The sequence below is a fragment of the Rhizobium sp. BK060 genome (assembly GCF_014193145.1).
Lineage (GTDB): Bacteria > Pseudomonadota > Alphaproteobacteria > Rhizobiales > Rhizobiaceae > Rhizobium.
The window spans coordinates 145,629-164,784 of sequence record NZ_JACHYW010000016.1; the positions used below are offsets into that span (position 1 = coordinate 145,629).

Sequence of the window (19,156 nt, forward strand, 5' to 3'; positions counted from 1 at the left end):
GGTCTACTCCGGTAGTGTCAATATCCTCACCGGGCGGACCTCCACAGCACCAATTTGTGCGCAGGGAATTCCAGCGGCGATTGCTGTGGCCTCATCCATATCCGAGGCATCGATAACATAGACGCCAGCCAGATGCTCCTTCGTCTCGACATAAGGACCGTCCGTCATGCTGATCTCGTTCTTACGCACCCGCAATACGACGGCCTTATCGGGCGTTTCCAGAGCATCGGCATGGACCAGCGTACCGCGATCGCGCAGGTCTTCGTCAAAGCTGAAATGCGCGCGAACGACGGCTTCGGTTTCGGCCGCGGTCTGGCGACCGTCGATATCAGCCGAATTGTAGATCAGGCAAACATAGCGCATGGCATCACCTTCCGTCTTTGATGGAATAGCCGGGGCGGATCTCAATCGCAGCGTACTTCAGTATCGGCAACGTTGAGACGATCGCCTTGGCTTCCTCCATATCCGCGGCTTCGATCAGCACGAAGCCGCCGAGGTGTTCCTTGATTTCGGCGAAGGGGCCGTCGGTTGCCGTCGTGACGCCTTGCTTCAGGCGCAGGGTTACGGCCGTTTCGGGTGCGTGTAGGGCAAGCGCGGCTTGCAGGACGCCGCGGTCTCGCCAATGGTCGTCGCTTACGATGCATTCTTGCGTCAGCGCATTCCACTCTTCCTGCGGTACGAGCTTGCTCCTCTCGGTATCGAACCAGATCTGGCAGAGATATTTCATAACGTCTCCCTCAATTGTGGACCGGAATATCGTAGATCGGCCGAACCTCGATTGATCCCAATTTTGCGAGTGGGATGCCGGCCGCAACGCGAATGGCATCGTTCAGATCTTTCGCATCGATCAGAATGAAGCCGCCGAGCTGCTCTTTCGTTTCCGCGTAAGGCCCGTCAGTCACAGACATCTCGTCGTTGCGGACGCGGACAGTTACGGCATTCTTCGGTGATTGCAGCGCATGCGCGGCAAGCATATGCCCGCTGGCGGTCAGATCATCGTCGTAGGTGAGGGACGCCCTGTCGAGATTCCTTTTCTCTTCATCGGTCATGGCTTCAAGCTTTGCAGGCTCGAACCAGACTTGGCAGAGATATTTCATCGTTCGCTCTCCCTGGCTGCCAATAATCATTGGACGATCAGCCTAGGGCGATTTCGACAGGATGCGAAAGAATCTTTTTACGGAAGTTTGCGTCGAAACAAGCAGGCTGGTTTCGACCAAGTGTCGTCAGCAACATGGAGTGACGACGATGGGTCTTTTCGAGATTGTGCTGGCGAACTGCACCCGCGCAGGTCGCCAACAGAAAAAGCAGCATCATCGGGCCGATGCGGAATTGCCGACGACGGGGGCCGTGATCACCCGGTTTGCTGCGGCCGCAGCCTTCCTGGCGGTTGCTATCCTAGTGCTTGATACTGCCGGTGAGCGTTATGAGCGTCAGCTCGCTACCAATGCGGTTGCCGCCACACGCCAGTAACGAAACGGCCTATTGAAAGGCCGTTTCGAAGAAGCTTCTGAGCTTGCGCGAATGCAGCGCTTCCGGCGGCATCGCGGCGAGCTTCTGGATCGCACGGATACCGATCTGCAGATGCTGGTTGACCTGCGTCCTGTAGAAGGCAGTCGCCATACCCGGCAGCTTCAATTCGCCATGTAGCGGTTTGTCGGATACGCAGAGCAGCGTGCCGTAGGGCACGCGGAAGCGGAAGCCGTTTGCCGCAATCGTCGCCGATTCCATGTCGAGCGCAATGGCACGAGCCTGGGACAGACGCTTGACCGGGCCGCGCTGGTCGCGCAATTCCCAGTTCCGGTTGTCGATCGTGCCGACCGTGCCAGTGCGCATGATGCGCTTCAATTCGAAGCCCTCATAGCCCGTGATCTCTGCAACGGCCCCCTCAAGGGCGACCTGGACTTCCGCCAGCGCCGGAATGGGCACCCAGACGGGCAGATCGTCGTCCAGGACATGGTCTTCGCGCATATAGGCATGTGCCAGGACGTAATCGCCCAGGCGCTGGCTATTGCGCAGGCCCGCGCAATGGCCGAGCATCAGCCAGGCATGCGGGCGAAGCACTGCCACGTGGTCGGTGATCGTCTTGGCGTTGGACGGACCGACTCCAATGTTGATCATGGTGATGCCGGCATGCCCCTTCTTTTTCAGGTGGTAGGCAGGCATCTGTGGCAGGCGTGCAAGCGTAACGTCGGTCTCGGGCTGACTGGAGCCGGCATGCGTGATGATGTTGCCGGGCTCGACGAAGGCCGTATAGCCATCGCCCCCTTCTGCCATCAGCTTGCGTGCCCAAGTGCAGAACTCGTCGATGTAGAACTGGTAGTTCGTAAACAGCACGAAATTCTGGAAGTGCTGGGCGCCGGTCGCGGTGTAGTGGGCAAGCCGCGCAAGCGAATAGTCGATGCGCTGCGCCGTAAAGGCAGCAAGCGGCGAAGGTTCGCCCGGCGGCGGAATGTATTCGCCGTTGGCGATTTCGTCGTCCGTCGTGTTCAGGTCCGGTGTGTCGAACAGATCGCGCATCGGAATGTCCATGAATGCCGCGGCGGATGCCTCGACGTGCGCGCCCTCTCCGAAAGCAAAATGCAGGGGAATTGGCGTTGCCGATTCAGAGACGATGACGGGCACGTTGTGATTTTTCATCAGCAGACCTAGCTGCTGCTTCAGATAGTGCCGGAAAAGTTGCGGTCGCGTGATCGTCGTCGTGTAGATTCCGGGCGCGGTGACGTGGCCGTAGGACAGTCGGGTATCGATGTGGCCGTAACTGGTCGTCTCGATGCTGACCTGCGGATATAAGGCGCGATAGCGCGATGTTATCGGCGCGCCTTTGGCGAGCTTGGCGAAGCTTTCGATCAGGAAGGTGGTGTTGCGCTCGTAGAGTTCCGTCAGCACGTCGACAGCCTTGACCGGGTCGTCGAAGGTTTGCGGAACGAAAGGAGAGGGGGACGAAATGTCGAGAGGGGAAGAGATTCGTTTGCTCATGCGCCATTATAGAGTGTTGTTTTTAACAAGCAAACGACGCGGCAGAGGGGATTGCGCAGTTTTTGCGTGTGGCGACTACCGCCGTGGGTCGGATCAGCGGCTTGTTCGGCAGAATGGACTGCTGGCGTCGAAGCATGTGTAATTGGCTCCGAAGTGGGACTGCGCGCCGCCGCCTGCATTGCGGCTGACAGCAGCCGAGAAGCTGACGGCGAAGACTGCCGCAAACAGTGTGATGATGGTGAAACGTCTTGCCAAAATGAGCATATCCATGACTTTGCCTCGGTATCGCCTTAGCGTTGAGACAGTTTTGCCACGTTGTCGCTGAACCAGTGCTGAGATCACGGTTCATCAGGCGTTCAGGAAGCCGGGCGGCTTGAAGCACGGCGGGCGCTGCTTATCTCCTTAGTCCCGCAAAGGAGATTTTCATGACGGCACCGATTGAGCTTTTCTATTGGCCGACGCCAAATGGCTGGAAGATCAGCATCATGCTCGAGGAACTCGGCGTTCCCTACGAGGTCAAGTACATCAATATCGGCCGGGGCGAACAATTCGCGCCGGAATTCCTGAAGATCGCTCCGAACAACCGAATGCCCGCGATCATCGATCCGGATGGTCCCGGCGGTGAACCGATCTCCGTGTTCGAATCGGGCGCCATTCTGCAGTATCTCGGCCGCAAATTCGGAAAGTTTTATTCGGCGGAGGAGCGCACACGCATCCAGATCGAGGAGTGGCTTTTCTGGCAGGTGGGTGGATTGGGTCCGATGGCTGGCCAGGCGCATCACTTCCGCGGCTATGCGCCGGAGAAGATCGAGTACGGCATCCATCGCTATACCAACGAAGTAAACCGCCTATACGGCGTGATGAACAAGCGGTTGGTGGAGCGCGAATATCTCGCCGGCGACTATTCGATCGCCGACATGGCCTGCATTGGCTGGGTGATTCCGTACGAGAAGCAAGGACAGGACCTCAACGAGTTTCCCAACCTGAAGCGCTGGTTCGAGACGATGATGGCGCGTCCGGCCGTGATCCGTGGCACGGCGATTGGCAAGGAAGAGCGTGAACGCAGCAACCTTGCCGAGGACAAGGAAGCACAGAAAATCCTCTTCAATCAGCGCGCCCGCTGACACCTAACATAGAAAGCGCCCGGCCAGTTTTTCCGGGCGCTTCCTTTCGAGACTCGTCCTCTACAGGCGCGTCCAGGTCTGCGATTTGCAAAGCACGTTGAGGACGCAGCCCTTCATTTTCAACGAGTTTCCGAGAACGTTGCCCGATCCGCTGTAGGTCTTGTCGTTGGCCGGATCCGTGATCTGGCCGGTATAGGTGACGCCGCTTCCTGCGAGCGTTCCAATCTTCTTGCCGGCATACTTGCCTGTCTTCAGCACGATGCAGTAGCTGCCGCCGCAGGATGCAATATGGGCCGTATCGCCCGCTGCCGTCTTCCAGTTGCCGACGATCGGTTCGTCTGCAGAGGCTGCTCCGGCGGCAAGCATCAATGCGCTGGCGAGAATAAGTGTGCGGATCATTCGTTCCTCCCTAATGTCCCGGCGGGAAAATATATGACGCGAACGTAAACGTAAATGTGTTTTTGCGACCCACGACAACCGTTTTTCATGAGCCAGAAGCGCCGAAATCTTCCGTTTCAGCTATTTGATGCTGATTTCGTGGTGAACAGAAGGTTAATTTTCAGATCTGAATATTCCGTAAAATTGTGTCGAAAATCCTTAATCAGCAGGCATTGCGATGTTTAACAAAAATCCAATTTTACCAAGCGTTTGCACTTTGTTTGTTTCAAATTAATCATGCATTTTAGGCGTTTTTTGAAGGCGCGTTGGCATAGTGGAGCCATCAAACGAGCGGGGTAAACCCGCCGAACCGAAGGGTACCAAAGCCGCGATAGACGGCAGGGCCCCGAAGGTAAAACAGGGTAAGTCGACAACAGGCTAAACAGGGACAAAACCGATGGCACGCTTTGAAATGCATAATGCTGAAATGGCTACCATGGGTGGCGAGAACAACGCCGACATCTTCTGCGAAATGGGTCTGATGTATGCGACTGGCCGCGGCTGCGCCGTGGATCTGGTCGCCGCTCATAAGTGGTTGAACATCGCAGCGATAAAAGGCAACGACCGCGCCGCCGAGCTTCGCGCTGATGTCGCCGCAAGCATGGACAAAATGCAGATCGTAGAGGCGCTACGGGCTGCTCGCGAATGGATGACGATCCACTAAGGACCGTTTCCCCGCCAACGCGGGGCCAATAACAACCATAAAAGAGGGGCTGGCAGGTTCTGGAGAAGGCCTATGCCATGAACAGCAACCGCGACCGGCAGGAACAAGGCCGGCGCGGTTCTTTGTGTTAGCCCAGCGTCTTGAGCACCTGCGGCAGCGCTTCCTCGAAAAGCGCCATGTCAGCATCCGGTCCGACGCTGACGCGGATGCAGCGGTTGAGCGGAGCGACACCCGGCATACGAATGAAGACACCGTGTTGCATCAAGCCATCGACGATGGCACGAGCATAAGTTCCGTCCCGTCCGGTGTCGATCGCGACGAAGTTCGTTGCAGAGGCAAGCGGAAGTAGATTGTTGGCCCTGGCAATACCGGCGATCCGGTCGCGCGCGCGGTGAATATTTGCCACCACCTCGGCGAGATAGGCATGATCCTTAAGCGCCGCCAGCGCTGCGACCGTCGCCAGCCGGTTCATCCCGAAATGATTGCGGATCTTGTCGAACGCGCGGGCTGTGCCGGGTGTCGAAATGACGTAGCCAACCCTCGCGCCGGCCAAGCCATAGGCTTTCGAGAAGGTGCGTGTGCGTACGATGTTGGGCAGATCAATGAGCGCGCCGATCGCGGGCAGAGATCCGGCCGGTCCGGTTTCGCTGTAGGCCTCGTCGAGGATCAGCATCGTGGTTTCCGGCAGCGCGCGGGCAAAGGCGACGATACTTTCGGCATCCCACCAGCTTCCCATCGGATTATCAGGATTGGCGAAATAGACCAGTGGCGCGTTCTCGCGCTTAACCGCTTCCAGGAGGCCGTTGAGATCCTCGCGATCGTTGGCATATGGCGCAGTGACGAGCCGTCCGCCGAAGCCTGCAACGTGGAAATTGAACGTCGGATAGCCACCGAGCGATGTCACGACAGGTGCCCCCGGCTCGATCACGAGCCGAACGATCTGGCCGAGCAGTTCGTCGATGCCGCCGCCGATCGCGATGGATTCGATTCCGACACCGAGATGGTTGGCAAGGGCCTCTCTGAGAACGTAATTTTCCGGGTCGTTGTACTTCCAGATCTCGCCAGCCTGCTCGCGCATCGCGGCGAGCACGGACGGGGCGGGGCCGAAGCCATTCTCGTTGGCGCCGATGCGCGCCTTAACGCAAAGGCCGCGCTGACGCTCGATCGCTTCTGGGCCAACAAAAGGAACAGTGGAGGGGAGGGCGCTAGCAAGCGGCGTGAAGCGCGAGAAGGCGGACATGCTGGAGCGATTTCCTGAATGCTGTGAAAAATCGAACCGACAATAGGCCGTGCTGCCGCCAAGGCAAGAAACATTATTCCCCGGGGTGGGCGATTTACATACGCACGGATCCGCGAGCTTCGAGAGCTTCTACATTGCCGGCCATGAAATCGGCGCGCACGACTCGACGCAGGACTTCGGGATCGATTGTGTTGATGAACCGCACGCCAATACGTTCATGATTGCGATAGACCTCGGCGCAACCAATCCGGTAGGCAAGGCCAAGAATATTGAGGTAGTAGTGCTTTGGCAGGCCTGCGGTCGATGACACGACAAACGTGGCGCCACCGCGTGAGATATCGACGATCTCGGCACTGCGGATGGAAATGCCGGTCAGGCAGGGTCGAACCGCGACGATCCGGGCTGGGCGCCTTACGTTGAATTGTTCCCAGCGCGTCTCGTAAACCGCAGATTTCACGGTCGCAAGGTGTGTGGCGCGAAGCATCGACATCCCGCGTGTCTCCCTTGAACCAAGGTGATCCCGGTCCTCTTCGATTGGAGCCTCACACGAATGCTTTGCGCAATTGTCAATGAAGAAAATACAATTTTAGTGAAGCAGCTTTTTTCCGCCTGCTTGCGCGCCCTAACCGAATATTCGAGCAGTCAATAATCCAGCCGCCGCGGACAGCGCGGTGAGAAACGTGCCCGCAGATCCATGATGGTCATCGCCATAGGCCAGTTTCTCAGGGTCGCATGATTGGTGAGGCCGTAAGTTTCGCAGGCGGCCGCGCCGACAACGGCGCCAGCCATATAGCGTCCAGAACCAGCAGGCTGATGTAGGCGAGCGCTGCAATCTTCATCTAATTGATTCCTTCTGACTTTATTGCCTTTGCGCACCGAATCGCGATTGGTGCGCCAAGCACCGCAATTGTCGCGAAATGTCATCGAACTCTTTGTCGGCTGGCACGTTTGCCTAATTGTCGGCGGCGCGCCCGACGCTCCAAAATTCTAGAGCGAGGAAATCAAAATGATTGATGTCAGAGTTCCGTCAAAATCGTGGGTGGTCGTTTGCGATGGTGCCAAGGCCTTGATCCTGCAAAATGCAGGTGATGTGGCATATATGAACCTGAAGGTTGAGGAGACCTTGTCCCAGCCGAATGAGCCGGATCGGGAAATTGGCGCTGACAAACCCGGTCGAACGCATGCCGCAGATGGCTCGAGCGGCAGTGCCGTGCAGCAAACAGATTGGCATGAGCAGGCCGAAACGGAGTTTCTGAAGCGGGTTGCCGCGAAAATGGACCTGCTTGTGCGCGAAAAGCAGGCGCGTCGCATCGTTCTAGTCGCGCCACCAAGGGCACTCGGCACGCTGCGCGACAATCTCACTCCAGACGTTCAGGCTGCAATTTCGGCTGAAGTCCCAAAAGATTACATCAATTTGCCCGTCGACCAGATTGAACGACATCTGGTGGCCTAGTCAGACTTCAAGCGGTGGATGTGGATACGGACCTCGCCGGTCGTATCCGCTTCTCAGCTCTCGAAATTCAGCCGCAGGACATGATGCAGGAATTCCGGGTTGATCAGCATGTTGAAGCTGATCGTCACCAGTTCTCCCTCGCGCTTGACCACCGTCGAACCGATCTCGTCGTGTATGCCGAGGATCTCGAGGAAGAAGTGGTTCGGTACTTCGAGGTTCGGGCTGACTTCCAGCACCGCGCCGGCAAGCGTGATCGTGCGGATCAGGCAGCGGACCTGCGTTCCCGTGCTGAGGTGATGTCCGACGAATATGATCTTGCCGGGACGGTCGAGCGAAAATTCCCGGTAAGCCTGCTCGGGCTGCGGATGCTCTGTGTCGAGGTGCATCTGAAAGGCCATGGTAGCCTCCGCTTGTTGTACGCTTCGAGATTAGCGCAAGATTGCTGACAACTTCTGAATAATCTCCCTACAATGCGAAGCTTATGCCTGTCTGGAGAGGGAAATGGCTCATTATTGGGCATCCGGATTGGTCCGGCTTGACACGCCGCCGCCCTTCAAGCATATCGGGCGTGGCTCGAGGCGCCGGCCGCTCGCGGACGACAAGTCCACGGTGAAGTCCCCGATATCATTCAGTCACAGCCGTTTGGTGCATGCTGACTGCAGGCAATGCGAGCTCCCTTGTAACGGTCGAAATGGCATGCCTTCCGAAAGGCTGAATCCGTGACCACCGCATATCCGACAATTGAAGAACTGAAGTCGCAAGCCAAGCGCCTTCGCCAGGCGATGGAAGCACGCGGCACAGCGATTTCACACAGTGCCGCGCTCGAACTCGTTGCCCAGCAGCATGGCGTTCGCGACTGGAACACGCTTTCCGCACTCGCGACGCGGCCGAACGAGGAGCCGATCGCCGCGATCTGCGTTGGCTCCTTGGTGCGCGGCCGCTACCTGAGCCAGCCGTTCACCGGCAAGATCCTGGCGCTTTCGGCGCACGGCGGCGGGCGTCACAAGATCACCATCCACTTCGACGAACCGGTGGACGTCGTGACCTTCGAGAGCTTTTCCGCCTTCCGTCAGCGCATCAATGCGCAGATCGACGGCAATGGCGTATCGCCGCGGAAGACGTCGAACGGTGTCCCGCATCTCGTGCTCGACATCGAGCGAGGCACTTAGTCCTTGCCGTGCACGGTGCTTACGGCTGCGGCGGCTGAGGCCTCCTTCAGGGCCTCAGCACATTCCTGACAGCAAACCTTGACGGTCTTGCCTCGGCTCCAGTGATAAAAAGAGAGCAGGGCGGCAACGAGCCGTGATCGGGCCGTCTCCGGCGTGCGGCGAGCGTGGGCACGAAGAATAGTGATTGAGCCGTGCACGGCAGTCCTCCATCGGTTCGATTTCGATGGAGGCAGTGAACCATCTGCGCGGCTTGCCGCCTGTCAGATTATTTTAGCGATCGTACGCCGCCTTATTTCAGCAGCCATTCGTGCTCCGGCTGGTTGTGGAACTTCCACACCCGCTTCGGGCCGGCCATGACGTTGAGATAATAGAGATCATAGCCATGGATGGTGGCGCAGGGGTGGTAGCCCTTCGGCACCAGCGTCACGTCGCCGTTTTCTACAGCCATCGCTTCGTCGAGCGAGCGATCGTCGGTGTAGACGCGTTGGAAGGCGAAGCCCTGCGGCGGGTTCATGCGGTGGTAATAGGTCTCCTCCAGCAGACTCTCGTTCGGCATATTGTCCTGGTCGTGTTTGTGAGAGGGGTAAGAGGACGTGTTGCCGTTTGGCGTGATGACCTCGACCACCAGCAGCGAATGGGCGGAGTTGTCATCCTCGGGCATGATGTTGGTCACGAGACGCACATTAGAGCCCTTGCCGCGCTGGAATTGCGGGTGCACGCCGGGCGGGATGAGCTTTGCCTTGTAGGCGCCGCCACCGGGCGCCGAGCAAACGGCAAGCTCCATGTTCGTTTCGGCCGTCACCGACCAACCGGAGCCCGCCGGCACATAGAGCGAATGCGGCGCACCCTCGAACGGGCTCATGCGCCCGCCGACCGAGCCGAAATCCTCTCCTGCGGCCGTGGCCTTGCCCTTGCCGGCCACCCAGACGAGGCAGACTTCGCGGTCGCCGGCTTCGCCAGAGGCGGTCTCGCCGGGCTTAAGACGATGCAGGTCGAAGCCGACATAGGTCCATCCGGCGGTTTCCGGCGTGACATGGGTGACGCGGCCGTGGTCACCCTTGGGTTTTACGAGAAGGTTCGGCATGAACTGATTTCCTTCATTCGATCTCAATGATCTTAGGCAGAACGCTATCCCTTGGGGAAGCCTTCCGTTTCGACGGTGTAGCCCGCCGCGGTCATCACGCGCATCAGTTCGGCATGGCCGATCTCAGCCATCTTTTGGGGCGGAGCCTTGCGCGGATCCTGCTCGGCCTCGACGACAAACCAGCCCTCATAACCGTAGTTGGCCAGTCGCTGGACGATCGCGCCGAAATCGAGCGAGCCGTCGCCCGGTACGGTGAAGGCGCCGAGCGCCACTGCATCGAGGAAGGACTGCCTACTGCGGTCGAGTCCATCGACGACGGCCTTGCGAATATCCTTGACGTGCACGTGGTTGATACGGGCGTGGTGATTGTCGATGGCGCGCAGCACGTCACCGCCGGCAAAGGCCAGATGCCCGGCATCGAGCAGCAGCGGAATGCCTTCGCCCGAATTGCGCATGAAGGCGTCGAGTTCCGGCTCGGTCTCGACCACGGCCGCCATATGATGGTGATAGGAAAGCGGCATGCCCTGTTCGGCACACCACTCGCCGAATTCGGTGAGGCGACGGCCGTACACCTTCATCTCGTCGTCGGAGAGGCGCGGCTTGGTCGCGAGCGGCTTGGAGCGGTCGCCCTGGATCGAACGACCGACCTCGCCATAAACAATGCAGGGCGCGTTGACGGCCTTGAACAGCTCGATCATCGGCGCGATGCGGTCTTTGTTGGCAGCAAGATCCTCGTCGACCAGCGTGCCGGAGAACCAGCCGCCGCAAAGCGTCACGTCGGCGGCGCGCAGGATGGGCAGCATCTCGGCCGGATTGTCGGGGAAGCGGCGGCCCTGCTCCATACCGGTAAAGCCCGCAGAGCGCGATTGGCGCAGGCATTCCTCCAGGGACACATCGTCGCTGAGTTCAGGAAGATCGTCGTTCCACCAGGCGATCGGCGACATGCCAAGTTTGGCTTTCATCAATAGTCTCCTCAAGGCATTGTTGGAAGAGCGGTCCCGCTATTCCGGAAAGTGAAATCAATCGATTAGCCGATGCGCTGGGCGGCGCGCGCCTTGACGTAAGCTGCGTGCGCCTTGTTGACCTGCTCGCGCGGGCTGACTTCGGGAACGGCAACGTCCCACCAGTAGCCGCCGGCTTCCGTCGTGATCAGCGGGTCAGTGTCGATCACGAAGACCGAGGTGCGATCGTTCTTCTTCGAGTCGGCGATTGCCTTCTCGAGCTCTGCGATCGACGCAACCTTGACCGCAACGGCACCCATGCTCTCGGCATGCGCCCGGAAATCGATCTCAGGCATCACTTCGTAATGCGCGTCCTTCAGCAGATTGTTGAAGTTTGCACCGCCGGTTGCCATCTGCAGCCGGTTGATGCAGCCATAGCCGCGGTTGTCGAGCAAGACGATGTTGAGCTTCAGGCCGAGCATGACCGACGTCGCGAGCTCCGAGTTCAGCATCATGTAGGACCCGTCCCCGACCAGGACGAAAACTTCCTTTTCGGGATGCGCCATCTTGGCACCCAGGCCGCCGGCAATCTCGTAGCCCATGCAGGAGAAGCCGTATTCCATATGGTAGCTGCCGGGTGCGGTGGCCGGCCAGAGCTTATGCATCTCGCCCGGCAGACCGCCAGCAGCGCATAGGCCGATTGCCTTTTCGAGGTCGATCGAACGGGTGACGGCGCCAATCACCTGGGCGTCGGAGGGCAGGGCGGCATTGGTGCTGGCCATCGCCTTGGCGGCGGCGTCCACCCAGACTTTCTTTTCCCGTTCGGCCTTCTCCGCCAGCCCGGCCGGTGCCTTCCAGCCGGCGAGCCCGCTCGAGACGGCCTTCAGTCCTTCGCGGGCATCGGCCACCAGCGTCTGGCCGTCGTGCTTCGCGGCATCGTAGGTAGCAATGTTCAAGCCGAGAACCTTGAGCTTCTCGTTCTGGAAGAGCGCCCAGGAGCCCGTCGTGAAGTCCTGGCAGCGGGTGCCGACGGCGATGATCAGGTCCGTTTCGCCTGCAATCGCATTGGCCGCTGATGTGCCGGTAACGCCGACCGAGCCAAGCGCCAGCGGGTGCCGCTCGTCGATCGCCGACTTGCCGGCCTGCGTGACAACGACGGGAATCCGGTGTTCCTCGGCAAAAGCCGTTAGTTCCTTGGTGGCCTGTGAATAGAGCACGCCGCCGCCAGCGATGATAACCGGCTTCTCGGATTTTCTGATGAGGGCGATGGCGTTCGCCAGTTCATCGACATCCGGACGCGGACGGCGCTGGGTCCAGACGCGCTCCTCGAAGAAGCTCTCCGGATAGTCGAACGCTTCCGCCTGCACGTCCTGGCACAACGACAGTGTGACCGGGCCGCAATCATATGGATCGGTCAGAACCTGCATGGCACGCTTCAGCGCCGAGATGATCTGTTCCGGCCGCGTGATCCGATCGAAATAGCGCGAAACCGAACGGAAGGCATCGTTCGCAGAAACCGTGCCGTCGCCGAAATCCTCGATCTGCTGCAGCACCGGATCCGGCGCGCGGTTGGCAAAGACGTCGCCTGGCAGGAAGAGGACCGGGATGCGGTTGACGTGGGCGACACCAGCAGCCGTCACCATGTTGAGCGCGCCGGGACCGATGGAGGTCGTGCAGGCCATGAAGCGTTGGCGGAAATTCGCCTTTGCATAGGCGATGGCCGCATGCGCCATGCCCTGTTCGTTATGGGCACGATAGGTCGGCAGTTCGCCGCGCACTTGGTAAAGCGCCTCGCCGATGCCGGCTACGTTGCCATGCCCGAAGATCGCCCAGACGCCGCCGAAGACCGGGACCTTCTTGCCGTCGACGATCGTCATCTGCTTCTTGAGAAAATGCGTAACGGCCTGAGCCATCGTCAATCGTACAGTCTTGCCCATGGGCACCTCCCAAATGCTCTAATTAATGTAGGCCGCGCGTTTTCAACCAGGCCTCGGTCAATTGGCGGAAGCGGCCAGCCATGTCGGCGATCGCTTCCTCGTCATTCATCTTGCCGGAAAGCCAGGCGCGAGCTGCTTCGGCAAAAATCGTGCGTCCCACGGCAAAGCCCTTCACGGAAGGAGCCGCCAGCGTCGCCTCAAAGCCTTTGACCAGCTCATCGGCAGGGGCTTCAAGGCCGAGCAGCACGATCCCGCGGCACCATGGGTCGTTCTTGGCGATCACTGCGTCTATTTTCTTCCAGGCGGCCGTCGAAGCCTGCGGCTCCAGCTTCCACCAGTCGGGCTTGATGCCAAGCGCATAGAGCTCTTCCATCGCGGTCGAAACCGTATCGTCCGTCAGCGGCCCGTTCTTGCTCGCGATGATCTCGACGAGCAGTTCGCGGCCGACCTTGCGGGCGGCTTCAAAGAGCGTGCGCAGCTTCTCCTGCTGCTCGGTCTTCAGCGCTGCCTGATCATCCGGATGGTAGAAGCAGAGGCACTTGATGCAATGATCGAGCGGCCATTCGACAAGTTGTGAGCCAATGTCCTGGCTGAACTCGAATCGCAGTGGCTTGGACCCCGGCAGTTCCACCGGACGACCAATCCACGCAAAGTTCTTGGTTGCCGCATCGAAGAAGGCGTCGCGCCCGAAGCGCTCATCGATCAGCATGCCGTAGCCGTTGCGGCCATCTGCAACACGGGCGGCAGCTTCCACCGCAAGGCGCTTGAAGGCGACGATCTTCTTGTAGTCGACACCGAGTTCGTCGCAGACGCTGGTGAGTTGCGAGCGGTGATCGATCGCGAGCGCCATGAGAAGCGGAATATCACCCTTGCGCGTCGAAGCCCAATGGATGTGGTTGATCGCTTCGTCCTTGCGCAAGGCGCGATGCTTGCTGCCGTATTTCAGGAAGAAGTCAAGCTCGGCCCAGGTCGGGTACTCCGGCGAGCAGAGCAGACGGGAGACGGCGAAAGCGCCGCACGCGTTGGCCCAGGTCGCACAAGTCTTCAGTGGCTCATTCTTCAGCCAGCCGCGCAAGAGGCCGGACATAAAGGCGTCGCCGGCGCCCAGCACGTTGAACACCTCGATGGGGAAACCTTCGCCGACAATGCCGTCTTCCAGATTGTCGCTGATCGGACCGTCATAGACGATGCAGCCCATGGCGCCGCGCTTGAGAACGATGGTTGCCGGCGACAGGCGGCGGATTTCCTTGAGTGCGCCGAGCACGTCATCCGCCCCGGAGGCAATCAGGATTTCCTCTTCGGTTCCGACGATCAAATCGCAGTCGGGAAGCGTTTCCTTCATCTTAGACGAGACGCGGTCAGACTTCACGTAGCGCTCGAAACCCTCGGCGTGACCGGCAAGGCCCCAGAGATTCGGCCGATAGTCGATATCGAAGATCACCTTGCGGCCATTGGCCTTGGCGATACGGATTGCCTTGCGTTGCGCGGCCTCCGTGTTCGGTCGCGAGAAATGTGTACCCGACACCAGCACCGCGCGCGACGATTTGATGAAGTTCTCATCTATATCGCCTTCATCGAGCGCCATGTCGGCGCAGTCGGAGCGATAAAAGATCATCGGGGACACGCCTTCGGCCTCCACGGCAAGAAGCACCAGCGCCGTCAGGCGTTCCCTATCGGTCTTGATGCCTTTCGTCTCGACGCCTTCGCGTGCGGACTGCTCGATGATAAAGCGGCCCATCTGCTCGTGGCCAACGCGGGTGATTAGGCCGGACTTGAGTCCGAGGCGCGCGGTTCCGATGGCGATATTGGCAGGGCAGCCGCCGACAGACTTGGCAAAGGAGCCGATGTCTTCGAGCCGCGAGCCGATCTGCTGCCCATAGAGGTCGACCGAGGAGCGGCCGATGGTGATCACGTCAAGCGATGGCTCCGGCTGCGAGCCCGGGTTCGGTTGTGCCATGATGTCCTCCCGCTAGATTTTAGCTACGCCTTGGTGCGTGCCGATTGCAGGTTATGAAACATTGGTTCCGTATTGTTGTCAATTCGGAATGTTTATTCCATTTTTCATTTCACCGATTTTGGGTGAGTTCTTTTCCGCCGCCGCTCGGCAATGGCGACTGGCAGGGCCATCGTCAGTGCCATAGAGGCAGAGAGCGAGCGAAAACCGGCAAAGTCCGCCTCCGCCACCTCGAACCAGCAGGTGGCGCGGGCAGCCAGCGGCGAAAACGCCGAATCGGTGATGGCGACGACAGGCACGCCGCGATCGGCCAGCGCTTCCGCCTGGCTCAGGCTATCGGCGGCATAGGGCGAGAAGCTTGCGGCGATTGCCGCATCGTTCTGCGTCGCGAATTGCACCATCTCCGGATCGACGCCATTTGGCGAAGCGACGATCTGGTGCCGGATATTCAGCTTCGAGAAGGCATAGGTCATATGCGCTGTCAACGGATAGGAACGCCGCTTGGCGATCAGATAGATCGTCTCGGCAGCCGCGAGAATATCGACAGCCTTGGTAAAGGTGTCCGTCTGTACTGTGGCTGCCAGCCGGTTGACCGATTGGCTTGCGGCCGAAATGAAGCCGGAAAGCAGGCTGGCATCTTCGTCCTCGCCGCTTGCCCGCTCCAGCGTCACAAGCCGCTCTTCATATGTCAGGGTGCGGTCGCGCAAGCGCTCGCGAAAGATACTCTGCAGGTCCGAGAACCCCCCATAACCCAAATGGTGCGCGAGGCGTACGAGCGTCGACGGCTGCACGTCGGATGCCGCCGCGATGCTTGCCGTCGTGCCGAACGCAATTTCGTCAGGATTGCCGAGAGCAAAGGCCGCGACCTGCGCAAGTCGCTTCGGCATGGTTGCTTTCCGTTCGATGATGATGCTGCGTAGGCTCTCGAAGTCGCGCGGAACCCTGGCGGTCGTTTTGCTGTCACTGTCCATGCGTGCGGTCCGTTGAACGAAATAAACATTCCGTATCGAAGACCATAAATGATTTTCGCCCGCGAGCCCAATTGTTTTTATTGCATTGAAATCCAAGCGTTTTGAACAGTTTTGACACCCGTTGCGGCAAAAGTATGCAGGAAGGGACGCTTGTCAAAATGATCTAAATATTCCAAAAATCCGGCTGGCATCTGGAGGAGATACGATGAAATCACTGGGAATCGGCCTGATCGGCACCGGCTATATGGGCAAATGCCATGCGCTCGCATGGAATGCGGTAAAGACCGTCTTCGGCGACGTCGAGCGTCCACGCTTGGTTCACCTCGCCGAAGCCAATGCCGAGCTTGCTGGGAAGCGCGCCTCCGAATTTGGTTTCGAAAAGGCGACCGCCGATTGGCACACGCTGATCGCCGATCCCGAAGTCGACGTCGTTTCCGTCACCACGCCGAACCAGTTCCACGCGGAGATGGCGATTGCCGCGCTCGAAGCCGGCAAGCATGTCTGGTGCGAGAAGCCGATGGCGCCGGCCTATGCCGATGCCGAACGCATGCTGAAGACGGCAAGGGCCTCGGGCAAGGTCGCCGTTCTCGGCTACAACTACATCCAGAATCCGGTGATGCGGCATATCAAGGCGCTGATCGAGGAAGGGGCGATCGGCGCCGTCAATCACATCCGCGTCGAGATGGACGAGGACTTCATGGCTGATCCCGATGTCTTCTTCTATTGGAAGAGCGAACTTTCGGCCGGTTATGGCGCGCTGGATGATTTCGCCGTACACCCGCTGTCTCTACTTTGGTATCTGTTCGGTCACGTGGAGGCTGTCATCACCGATATGGTGAAGCCCTACGGCAGCCGGCCAGTGAAGGAAGGTGGTCGCCGCGATGTCGAAAATCACGACGCGGCCAATGTCTTGATGCGCTTCGGCGGAGGTATCTCCGCTGTCTTGATGGCGAACCGCGCCGCTTGGGGGCGAAAGGGTCGAATCGCTTTGCAGATATTCGGCTCGAAGGGCTCGATTACCTACGATCAAGAGCGCATGAACGAATTCGAGCTCTATCAGGCGCAGGGCCGTGGCTCCGAACAGGGCTTCCGCAAGATACTGGCCGGCCCGGCTCACCAACCCTATGATCGCTTTATTCCGGCGCCAGGCCACGGGCTTGGCTTCAACGACCTGAAAATCATAGAATGCCGCGAATTGATCCGCGCAATTTCCGGTGAGCCGTCGTCGATCGTGACATTCGAAGACGGTCTTAGGATAGAGAAGTCCGTTCACGCCATGGCACAGTCATTCCACGAGCGCCGCTGGATCGAGATCGACTGAGGTCGATCCGCTACCGGTTGACGGCGCTGGGGGCAGGGGCTAGGCCTTTGCTGGAACGCGCGAATGGATGCTGGGAGTGGGAACGTGACGGACAGATTGGTGATCATCGGCGCCGGGCAGGCGGGTTTTGCACTGGCCGCGAAACTGCGCGCATTGAAGGATACGCGTCCGATCTCCATCGTCGGCGCTGAGGACGTGCTGCCCTACCAACGTCCGCCGCTGACCAAGAAATATCTGCTTGGCGAGATGGCGTTCGATCGCCTGCTGTTTCGCCCTGAGCACTGGTATCCGGACAATGATGTCGAGATTCTGCTTGCCACATGGGCCGAGCAGATTAAGCCGGACAGCAAGCAGGTCCTGCTGCAGGACGGTTCCGTCCTCGACTACGGTACCTTGGCACTGACCACCGGTTCCTCGCCGCGCAGTCTGCCGGCGACCATCGGCGGAGATCTCGAGGGCGTGTATGTCGCACGCGACAAGCGCGACGCCGACTGTTTGGCGGACGAAATGCGCCCGGGACGCCGCGTCCTTATTATAGGCGGCGGCTACATCGGCCTCGAAGCCGCAGCCGTTGCCCGCCATCGCGGCTTGGAGGTGACGGTGATCGAGATGGCCGACCGAATCCTTCAGCGCGTCGCCGCCAAGGAAACCGCCGACATCATGCGGGTGATTCACGAAGCGCATGACGTCGTCATTCGCGAAAAAACCGGCTTGAAGCGTCTCCTGGGCAAGGACGGCCATGTCGTCGGCGCCGAGCTTTCCGACGGTTCGGTCATCGATATCGATTTCGCCATCGTGGGGATTGGCGTCGCGCCGAACGACCAGCTTGCCAAGGATGCGGGAATCGAGGTCGGAAACGGCATCATCGTCGATGAATTCGGGCGAACCTCCGACCCATCGATCTTTGCGGCCGGCGATTGCACGTCGCTTCCCTGGCAGGATGGCCGCATCCGCCTGGAGTCAGTGCAGAACGCCGTCGATCAGGCAGAAGCCGTGGCAGCGGTGATCGCCGGCGGCAACGCGCCTTACGATCCCAAGCCGTGGTTCTGGTCGGACCAGTATGATGTGAAATTGCAGATCGCCGGCTTCAACCTCGGCTATGACGAGACATTGCTTCGTCCGGGTTCGCGCGAAGGTGCTCATTCGATCTGGTATTTCAAGGACGGCGTGCTCATTGCCGTAGATGCGATCAACGATGCGAAAGCCTACGTGACGGGCAAGAAACTGCTAGAATCGGGGATCAACCCTGACAAGGCGATCCTTGCCGACGCATCCGCCGATCTCAAGCAGTTGCTGAGCTGAGGCCGCTCGCTACCGCATCAGGTGAAAAAGCCGAAAAAGCGCTTGCGTCACCTGGCGAATGACTCTATCAGGCTCCCACCGGAGAGGTGGCCGAGTGGTCGAAGGCGCTCCCCTGCTAAGGGAGTATACGTCAAAAGCGTATCGAGGGTTCGAATCCCTTCCTCTCCGCCATCGCAATCATTGTCCATACCGAAGACATAGGTAACAGAGCGTACCTAAGACATGGATGACAACCTCGTGCCGAAACGGGTTGTCGATGGTTTGCAAGGTTCTTTGCTCCAGGTCGATATATCCCAGATCATAGTGCATGAAGCTGACGAGCCAAATACCGTCATCGACTTCCTTGATTCCCAGTTTCTGTCCGGCCAGCACGGTGGAGATATTGATCTTCTTGCGATGCATGCAGATGCGGCCGCAATGGGTCACCAGTGCGTCGCGGTCATGGAAGGGGTAGTCGTTCTCCGGCAGACCGGCATAGGTGCGCATCGAGGCTGTCGTCTAATCGCGCGGTAAAATGCAAGCCCTTTTTTGAACATCGAAGCTGTCGTTTGCCGGGAGCAGTGTCGTCTTCGCGGTCGATAT

Annotated in this window: 22 protein-coding genes, 1 tRNA gene and 1 pseudogene; 8 read left to right on the forward strand and 16 right to left on the reverse strand. The window is 59.2% G+C overall.

Translation table 11 applies throughout. The annotated features are described in order from the left end of the window. Positions 1-3: 3 nt before the first annotated feature. Genes FHT71_RS18855 through FHT71_RS18865 form a run of 3 tightly spaced genes read right to left on the reverse strand, consistent with a single transcriptional unit; the run spans position 4 to position 1,097 of the window. Entirely contained in the window at positions 4-363 is a 360-nt protein-coding gene (locus tag FHT71_RS18855; protein WP_132591673.1) for a YciI family protein, read from the reverse strand. A 4-nt stretch (positions 364-367) separates the two neighbouring features. After that, on the reverse strand, positions 368-727 hold the full coding sequence (locus tag FHT71_RS18860; RefSeq protein WP_132591675.1) for a YciI family protein: 360 nt from the start codon (positions 725-727) through the stop codon (positions 368-370). 10 nt (positions 728-737) lie between these two features. After that, positions 738-1,097, reverse strand: a complete 360-nt coding sequence (locus tag FHT71_RS18865) for a YciI family protein (RefSeq protein ID WP_132591677.1) — start codon at positions 1,095-1,097, stop codon at positions 738-740. Between the two features lie 148 nt (positions 1,098-1,245). On the opposite strand from FHT71_RS18865, the gene FHT71_RS18870 reads away from it, so the two are divergent. Continuing rightward, on the forward strand, positions 1,246-1,470 hold the full coding sequence (locus tag FHT71_RS18870; RefSeq protein ID WP_132591679.1) for a hypothetical protein: 225 nt from the start codon (positions 1,246-1,248) through the stop codon (positions 1,468-1,470). Positions 1,471-1,479: 9 nt separating this feature from the next. On the opposite strand, the gene amn is transcribed toward FHT71_RS18870, so the two are convergent. Together amn and FHT71_RS18880 are read right to left on the reverse strand one after the other, a co-directional pair. Further along, positions 1,480-2,976, reverse strand: coding sequence for an AMP nucleosidase (amn, locus tag FHT71_RS18875; protein WP_183721381.1), 1,497 nt, complete (start codon positions 2,974-2,976; stop codon positions 1,480-1,482). 93 nt (positions 2,977-3,069) lie between these two features. After that, positions 3,070-3,246: a hypothetical protein gene (locus tag FHT71_RS18880; protein ID WP_007802964.1), complete on the reverse strand. Its 177-nt coding sequence runs from the start codon at positions 3,244-3,246 to the stop codon at positions 3,070-3,072. Between the two features lie 155 nt (positions 3,247-3,401). On the opposite strand from FHT71_RS18880, the gene FHT71_RS18885 reads away from it, so the two are divergent. Next, the gene (locus FHT71_RS18885) at positions 3,402-4,100 is read left to right on the forward strand and encodes a glutathione S-transferase N-terminal domain-containing protein (RefSeq protein ID WP_132591683.1); all 699 of its coding nucleotides are present in this window, start codon (positions 3,402-3,404) and stop codon (positions 4,098-4,100) included. Between the two features lie 60 nt (positions 4,101-4,160). Here the strand turns inward: FHT71_RS18885 and FHT71_RS18890 are convergent, their stop codons facing one another. Then, positions 4,161-4,499: a DUF2147 domain-containing protein gene (locus FHT71_RS18890; protein WP_132591685.1), complete on the reverse strand. Its 339-nt coding sequence runs from the start codon at positions 4,497-4,499 to the stop codon at positions 4,161-4,163. Between the two features lie 436 nt (positions 4,500-4,935). Between FHT71_RS18890 and FHT71_RS18895 the strand changes: the two genes are divergently transcribed. Then, on the forward strand, positions 4,936-5,202 hold the full coding sequence (locus FHT71_RS18895) for a sel1 repeat family protein (RefSeq protein WP_007802970.1): 267 nt from the start codon (positions 4,936-4,938) through the stop codon (positions 5,200-5,202). 127 nt (positions 5,203-5,329) lie between these two features. On the opposite strand, the gene FHT71_RS18900 is transcribed toward FHT71_RS18895, so the two are convergent. The 3 genes and pseudogenes from FHT71_RS18900 to FHT71_RS31775 form a co-directional block, all read right to left on the reverse strand. Next, complete coding sequence (locus FHT71_RS18900; protein WP_183721384.1) at positions 5,330-6,442, reverse strand: pyridoxal phosphate-dependent aminotransferase; 1,113 nt, start codon at positions 6,440-6,442, stop codon at positions 5,330-5,332. A gap of 94 nt (positions 6,443-6,536) precedes the next feature. Further along, positions 6,537-6,932, reverse strand: coding sequence for a PilZ domain-containing protein (locus tag FHT71_RS18905; RefSeq protein WP_132591689.1), 396 nt, complete (start codon positions 6,930-6,932; stop codon positions 6,537-6,539). A gap of 132 nt (positions 6,933-7,064) precedes the next feature. Further along, positions 7,065-7,225, reverse strand: a pseudogene (locus FHT71_RS31775) (DUF2177 family protein); the annotation flags it as partial. Between the two features lie 223 nt (positions 7,226-7,448). Between FHT71_RS31775 and FHT71_RS18915 the strand changes: the two are divergent. After that, positions 7,449-7,895, forward strand: coding sequence for a host attachment family protein (locus tag FHT71_RS18915; protein WP_132591693.1), 447 nt, complete (start codon positions 7,449-7,451; stop codon positions 7,893-7,895). Positions 7,896-7,948: 53 nt separating this feature from the next. On the opposite strand, the gene FHT71_RS18920 is transcribed toward FHT71_RS18915, so the two are convergent. Then, positions 7,949-8,281, reverse strand: a complete 333-nt coding sequence (locus FHT71_RS18920; RefSeq protein WP_037084548.1) for a hypothetical protein — start codon at positions 8,279-8,281, stop codon at positions 7,949-7,951. A gap of 333 nt (positions 8,282-8,614) precedes the next feature. Here FHT71_RS18920 and FHT71_RS18925 point away from each other — a divergent pair, with 333 nt between their 5' ends. Continuing rightward, positions 8,615-9,064 (forward strand): glyoxalase superfamily protein, encoded by a 450-nt coding sequence (locus tag FHT71_RS18925; RefSeq protein WP_132591695.1) that lies wholly within the window; start codon positions 8,615-8,617, stop codon positions 9,062-9,064. Between the two features lie 289 nt (positions 9,065-9,353). Here FHT71_RS18925 and iolB read toward each other — a convergent pair whose 3' ends face one another. The 5 genes from iolB to FHT71_RS18950 form a co-directional block, all read right to left on the reverse strand. Then, positions 9,354-10,148: a 5-deoxy-glucuronate isomerase gene (gene iolB / locus FHT71_RS18930; RefSeq protein WP_132591699.1), complete on the reverse strand. Its 795-nt coding sequence runs from the start codon at positions 10,146-10,148 to the stop codon at positions 9,354-9,356. Between the two features lie 44 nt (positions 10,149-10,192). Beyond that, on the reverse strand, positions 10,193-11,110 hold the full coding sequence (iolE, locus tag FHT71_RS18935) for a myo-inosose-2 dehydratase (RefSeq protein WP_132591701.1): 918 nt from the start codon (positions 11,108-11,110) through the stop codon (positions 10,193-10,195). Positions 11,111-11,175: 65 nt separating this feature from the next. Further along, on the reverse strand, positions 11,176-13,026 hold the full coding sequence (iolD, locus tag FHT71_RS18940; RefSeq protein ID WP_132591703.1) for a 3D-(3,5/4)-trihydroxycyclohexane-1,2-dione acylhydrolase (decyclizing): 1,851 nt from the start codon (positions 13,024-13,026) through the stop codon (positions 11,176-11,178). Between the two features lie 22 nt (positions 13,027-13,048). Further along, positions 13,049-14,983 carry a 5-dehydro-2-deoxygluconokinase gene (gene iolC / locus FHT71_RS18945; RefSeq protein ID WP_007802991.1) on the reverse strand — a complete coding sequence of 645 codons (1,935 nt, stop codon included), beginning with the start codon at positions 14,981-14,983 and terminating at the stop codon, positions 13,049-13,051. A gap of 104 nt (positions 14,984-15,087) precedes the next feature. Beyond that, entirely contained in the window at positions 15,088-15,951 is an 864-nt protein-coding gene (locus tag FHT71_RS18950; protein WP_132591707.1) for a MurR/RpiR family transcriptional regulator, read from the reverse strand. Between the two features lie 205 nt (positions 15,952-16,156). On the opposite strand from FHT71_RS18950, the gene FHT71_RS18955 reads away from it, so the two are divergent. The 3 genes from FHT71_RS18955 to FHT71_RS18965 all read left to right on the forward strand — a co-directional run bounded on the left by FHT71_RS18955 (position 16,157) and on the right by FHT71_RS18965 (position 18,745). After that, entirely contained in the window at positions 16,157-17,272 is a 1,116-nt protein-coding gene (locus tag FHT71_RS18955) for a Gfo/Idh/MocA family oxidoreductase (protein ID WP_132591709.1), read from the forward strand. An 84-nt stretch (positions 17,273-17,356) separates the two neighbouring features. Continuing rightward, positions 17,357-18,574, forward strand: a complete 1,218-nt coding sequence (locus FHT71_RS18960) for an FAD-dependent oxidoreductase (protein WP_183721387.1) — start codon at positions 17,357-17,359, stop codon at positions 18,572-18,574. A gap of 80 nt (positions 18,575-18,654) precedes the next feature. Continuing rightward, positions 18,655-18,745 (forward strand) — tRNA-Ser (locus tag FHT71_RS18965). Positions 18,746-18,751: 6 nt separating this feature from the next. On the opposite strand, the gene FHT71_RS18970 is transcribed toward FHT71_RS18965, so the two are convergent. Continuing rightward, positions 18,752-19,060 (reverse strand): transposase, encoded by a 309-nt coding sequence (locus tag FHT71_RS18970; protein WP_183721390.1) that lies wholly within the window; start codon positions 19,058-19,060, stop codon positions 18,752-18,754. Positions 19,061-19,156: the final 96 nt, after the last annotated feature.

Excerpts from the sequence above, each read along its gene's own strand:
- FHT71_RS18855 (WP_132591673.1), bottom strand. The coding sequence starts at position 363 with ATGCGCTATGTTTGCCTGATCTACAATTCGGCTGATATCGACGGTCGC.
- FHT71_RS18860 (WP_132591675.1), bottom strand. The coding sequence starts at position 727 with ATGAAATATCTCTGCCAGATCTGGTTCGATACCGAGAGGAGCAAGCTC.
- FHT71_RS18865 (WP_132591677.1), bottom strand. The coding sequence starts at position 1,097 with ATGAAATATCTCTGCCAAGTCTGGTTCGAGCCTGCAAAGCTTGAAGCC.
- FHT71_RS18870 (WP_132591679.1), top strand. The coding sequence starts at position 1,246 with ATGGGTCTTTTCGAGATTGTGCTGGCGAACTGCACCCGCGCAGGTCGC.
- amn (WP_183721381.1), bottom strand. The coding sequence starts at position 2,976 with ATGAGCAAACGAATCTCTTCCCCTCTCGACATTTCGTCCCCCTCTCCT.
- FHT71_RS18880 (WP_007802964.1), bottom strand. The coding sequence starts at position 3,246 with ATGGATATGCTCATTTTGGCAAGACGTTTCACCATCATCACACTGTTT.
- FHT71_RS18885 (WP_132591683.1), top strand. The coding sequence starts at position 3,402 with ATGACGGCACCGATTGAGCTTTTCTATTGGCCGACGCCAAATGGCTGG.
- FHT71_RS18890 (WP_132591685.1), bottom strand. The coding sequence starts at position 4,499 with ATGATCCGCACACTTATTCTCGCCAGCGCATTGATGCTTGCCGCCGGA.
- FHT71_RS18895 (WP_007802970.1), top strand. The coding sequence starts at position 4,936 with ATGGCACGCTTTGAAATGCATAATGCTGAAATGGCTACCATGGGTGGC.
- FHT71_RS18900 (WP_183721384.1), bottom strand. The coding sequence starts at position 6,442 with ATGTCCGCCTTCTCGCGCTTCACGCCGCTTGCTAGCGCCCTCCCCTCC.
- FHT71_RS18905 (WP_132591689.1), bottom strand. The coding sequence starts at position 6,932 with ATGTCGATGCTTCGCGCCACACACCTTGCGACCGTGAAATCTGCGGTT.
- FHT71_RS18915 (WP_132591693.1), top strand. The coding sequence starts at position 7,449 with ATGATTGATGTCAGAGTTCCGTCAAAATCGTGGGTGGTCGTTTGCGAT.
- FHT71_RS18920 (WP_037084548.1), bottom strand. The coding sequence starts at position 8,281 with ATGCACCTCGACACAGAGCATCCGCAGCCCGAGCAGGCTTACCGGGAA.
- iolB (WP_132591699.1), bottom strand. The coding sequence starts at position 10,148 with ATGCCGAACCTTCTCGTAAAACCCAAGGGTGACCACGGCCGCGTCACC.
- iolE (WP_132591701.1), bottom strand. The coding sequence starts at position 11,110 with ATGAAAGCCAAACTTGGCATGTCGCCGATCGCCTGGTGGAACGACGAT.
- iolD (WP_132591703.1), bottom strand. The coding sequence starts at position 13,026 with ATGGGCAAGACTGTACGATTGACGATGGCTCAGGCCGTTACGCATTTT.
- iolC (WP_007802991.1), bottom strand. The coding sequence starts at position 14,983 with ATGGCACAACCGAACCCGGGCTCGCAGCCGGAGCCATCGCTTGACGTG.
- FHT71_RS18950 (WP_132591707.1), bottom strand. The coding sequence starts at position 15,951 with ATGGACAGTGACAGCAAAACGACCGCCAGGGTTCCGCGCGACTTCGAG.
- FHT71_RS18955 (WP_132591709.1), top strand. The coding sequence starts at position 16,157 with ATGAAATCACTGGGAATCGGCCTGATCGGCACCGGCTATATGGGCAAA.
- FHT71_RS18970 (WP_183721390.1), bottom strand. The coding sequence starts at position 19,060 with ATGCGCACCTATGCCGGTCTGCCGGAGAACGACTACCCCTTCCATGAC.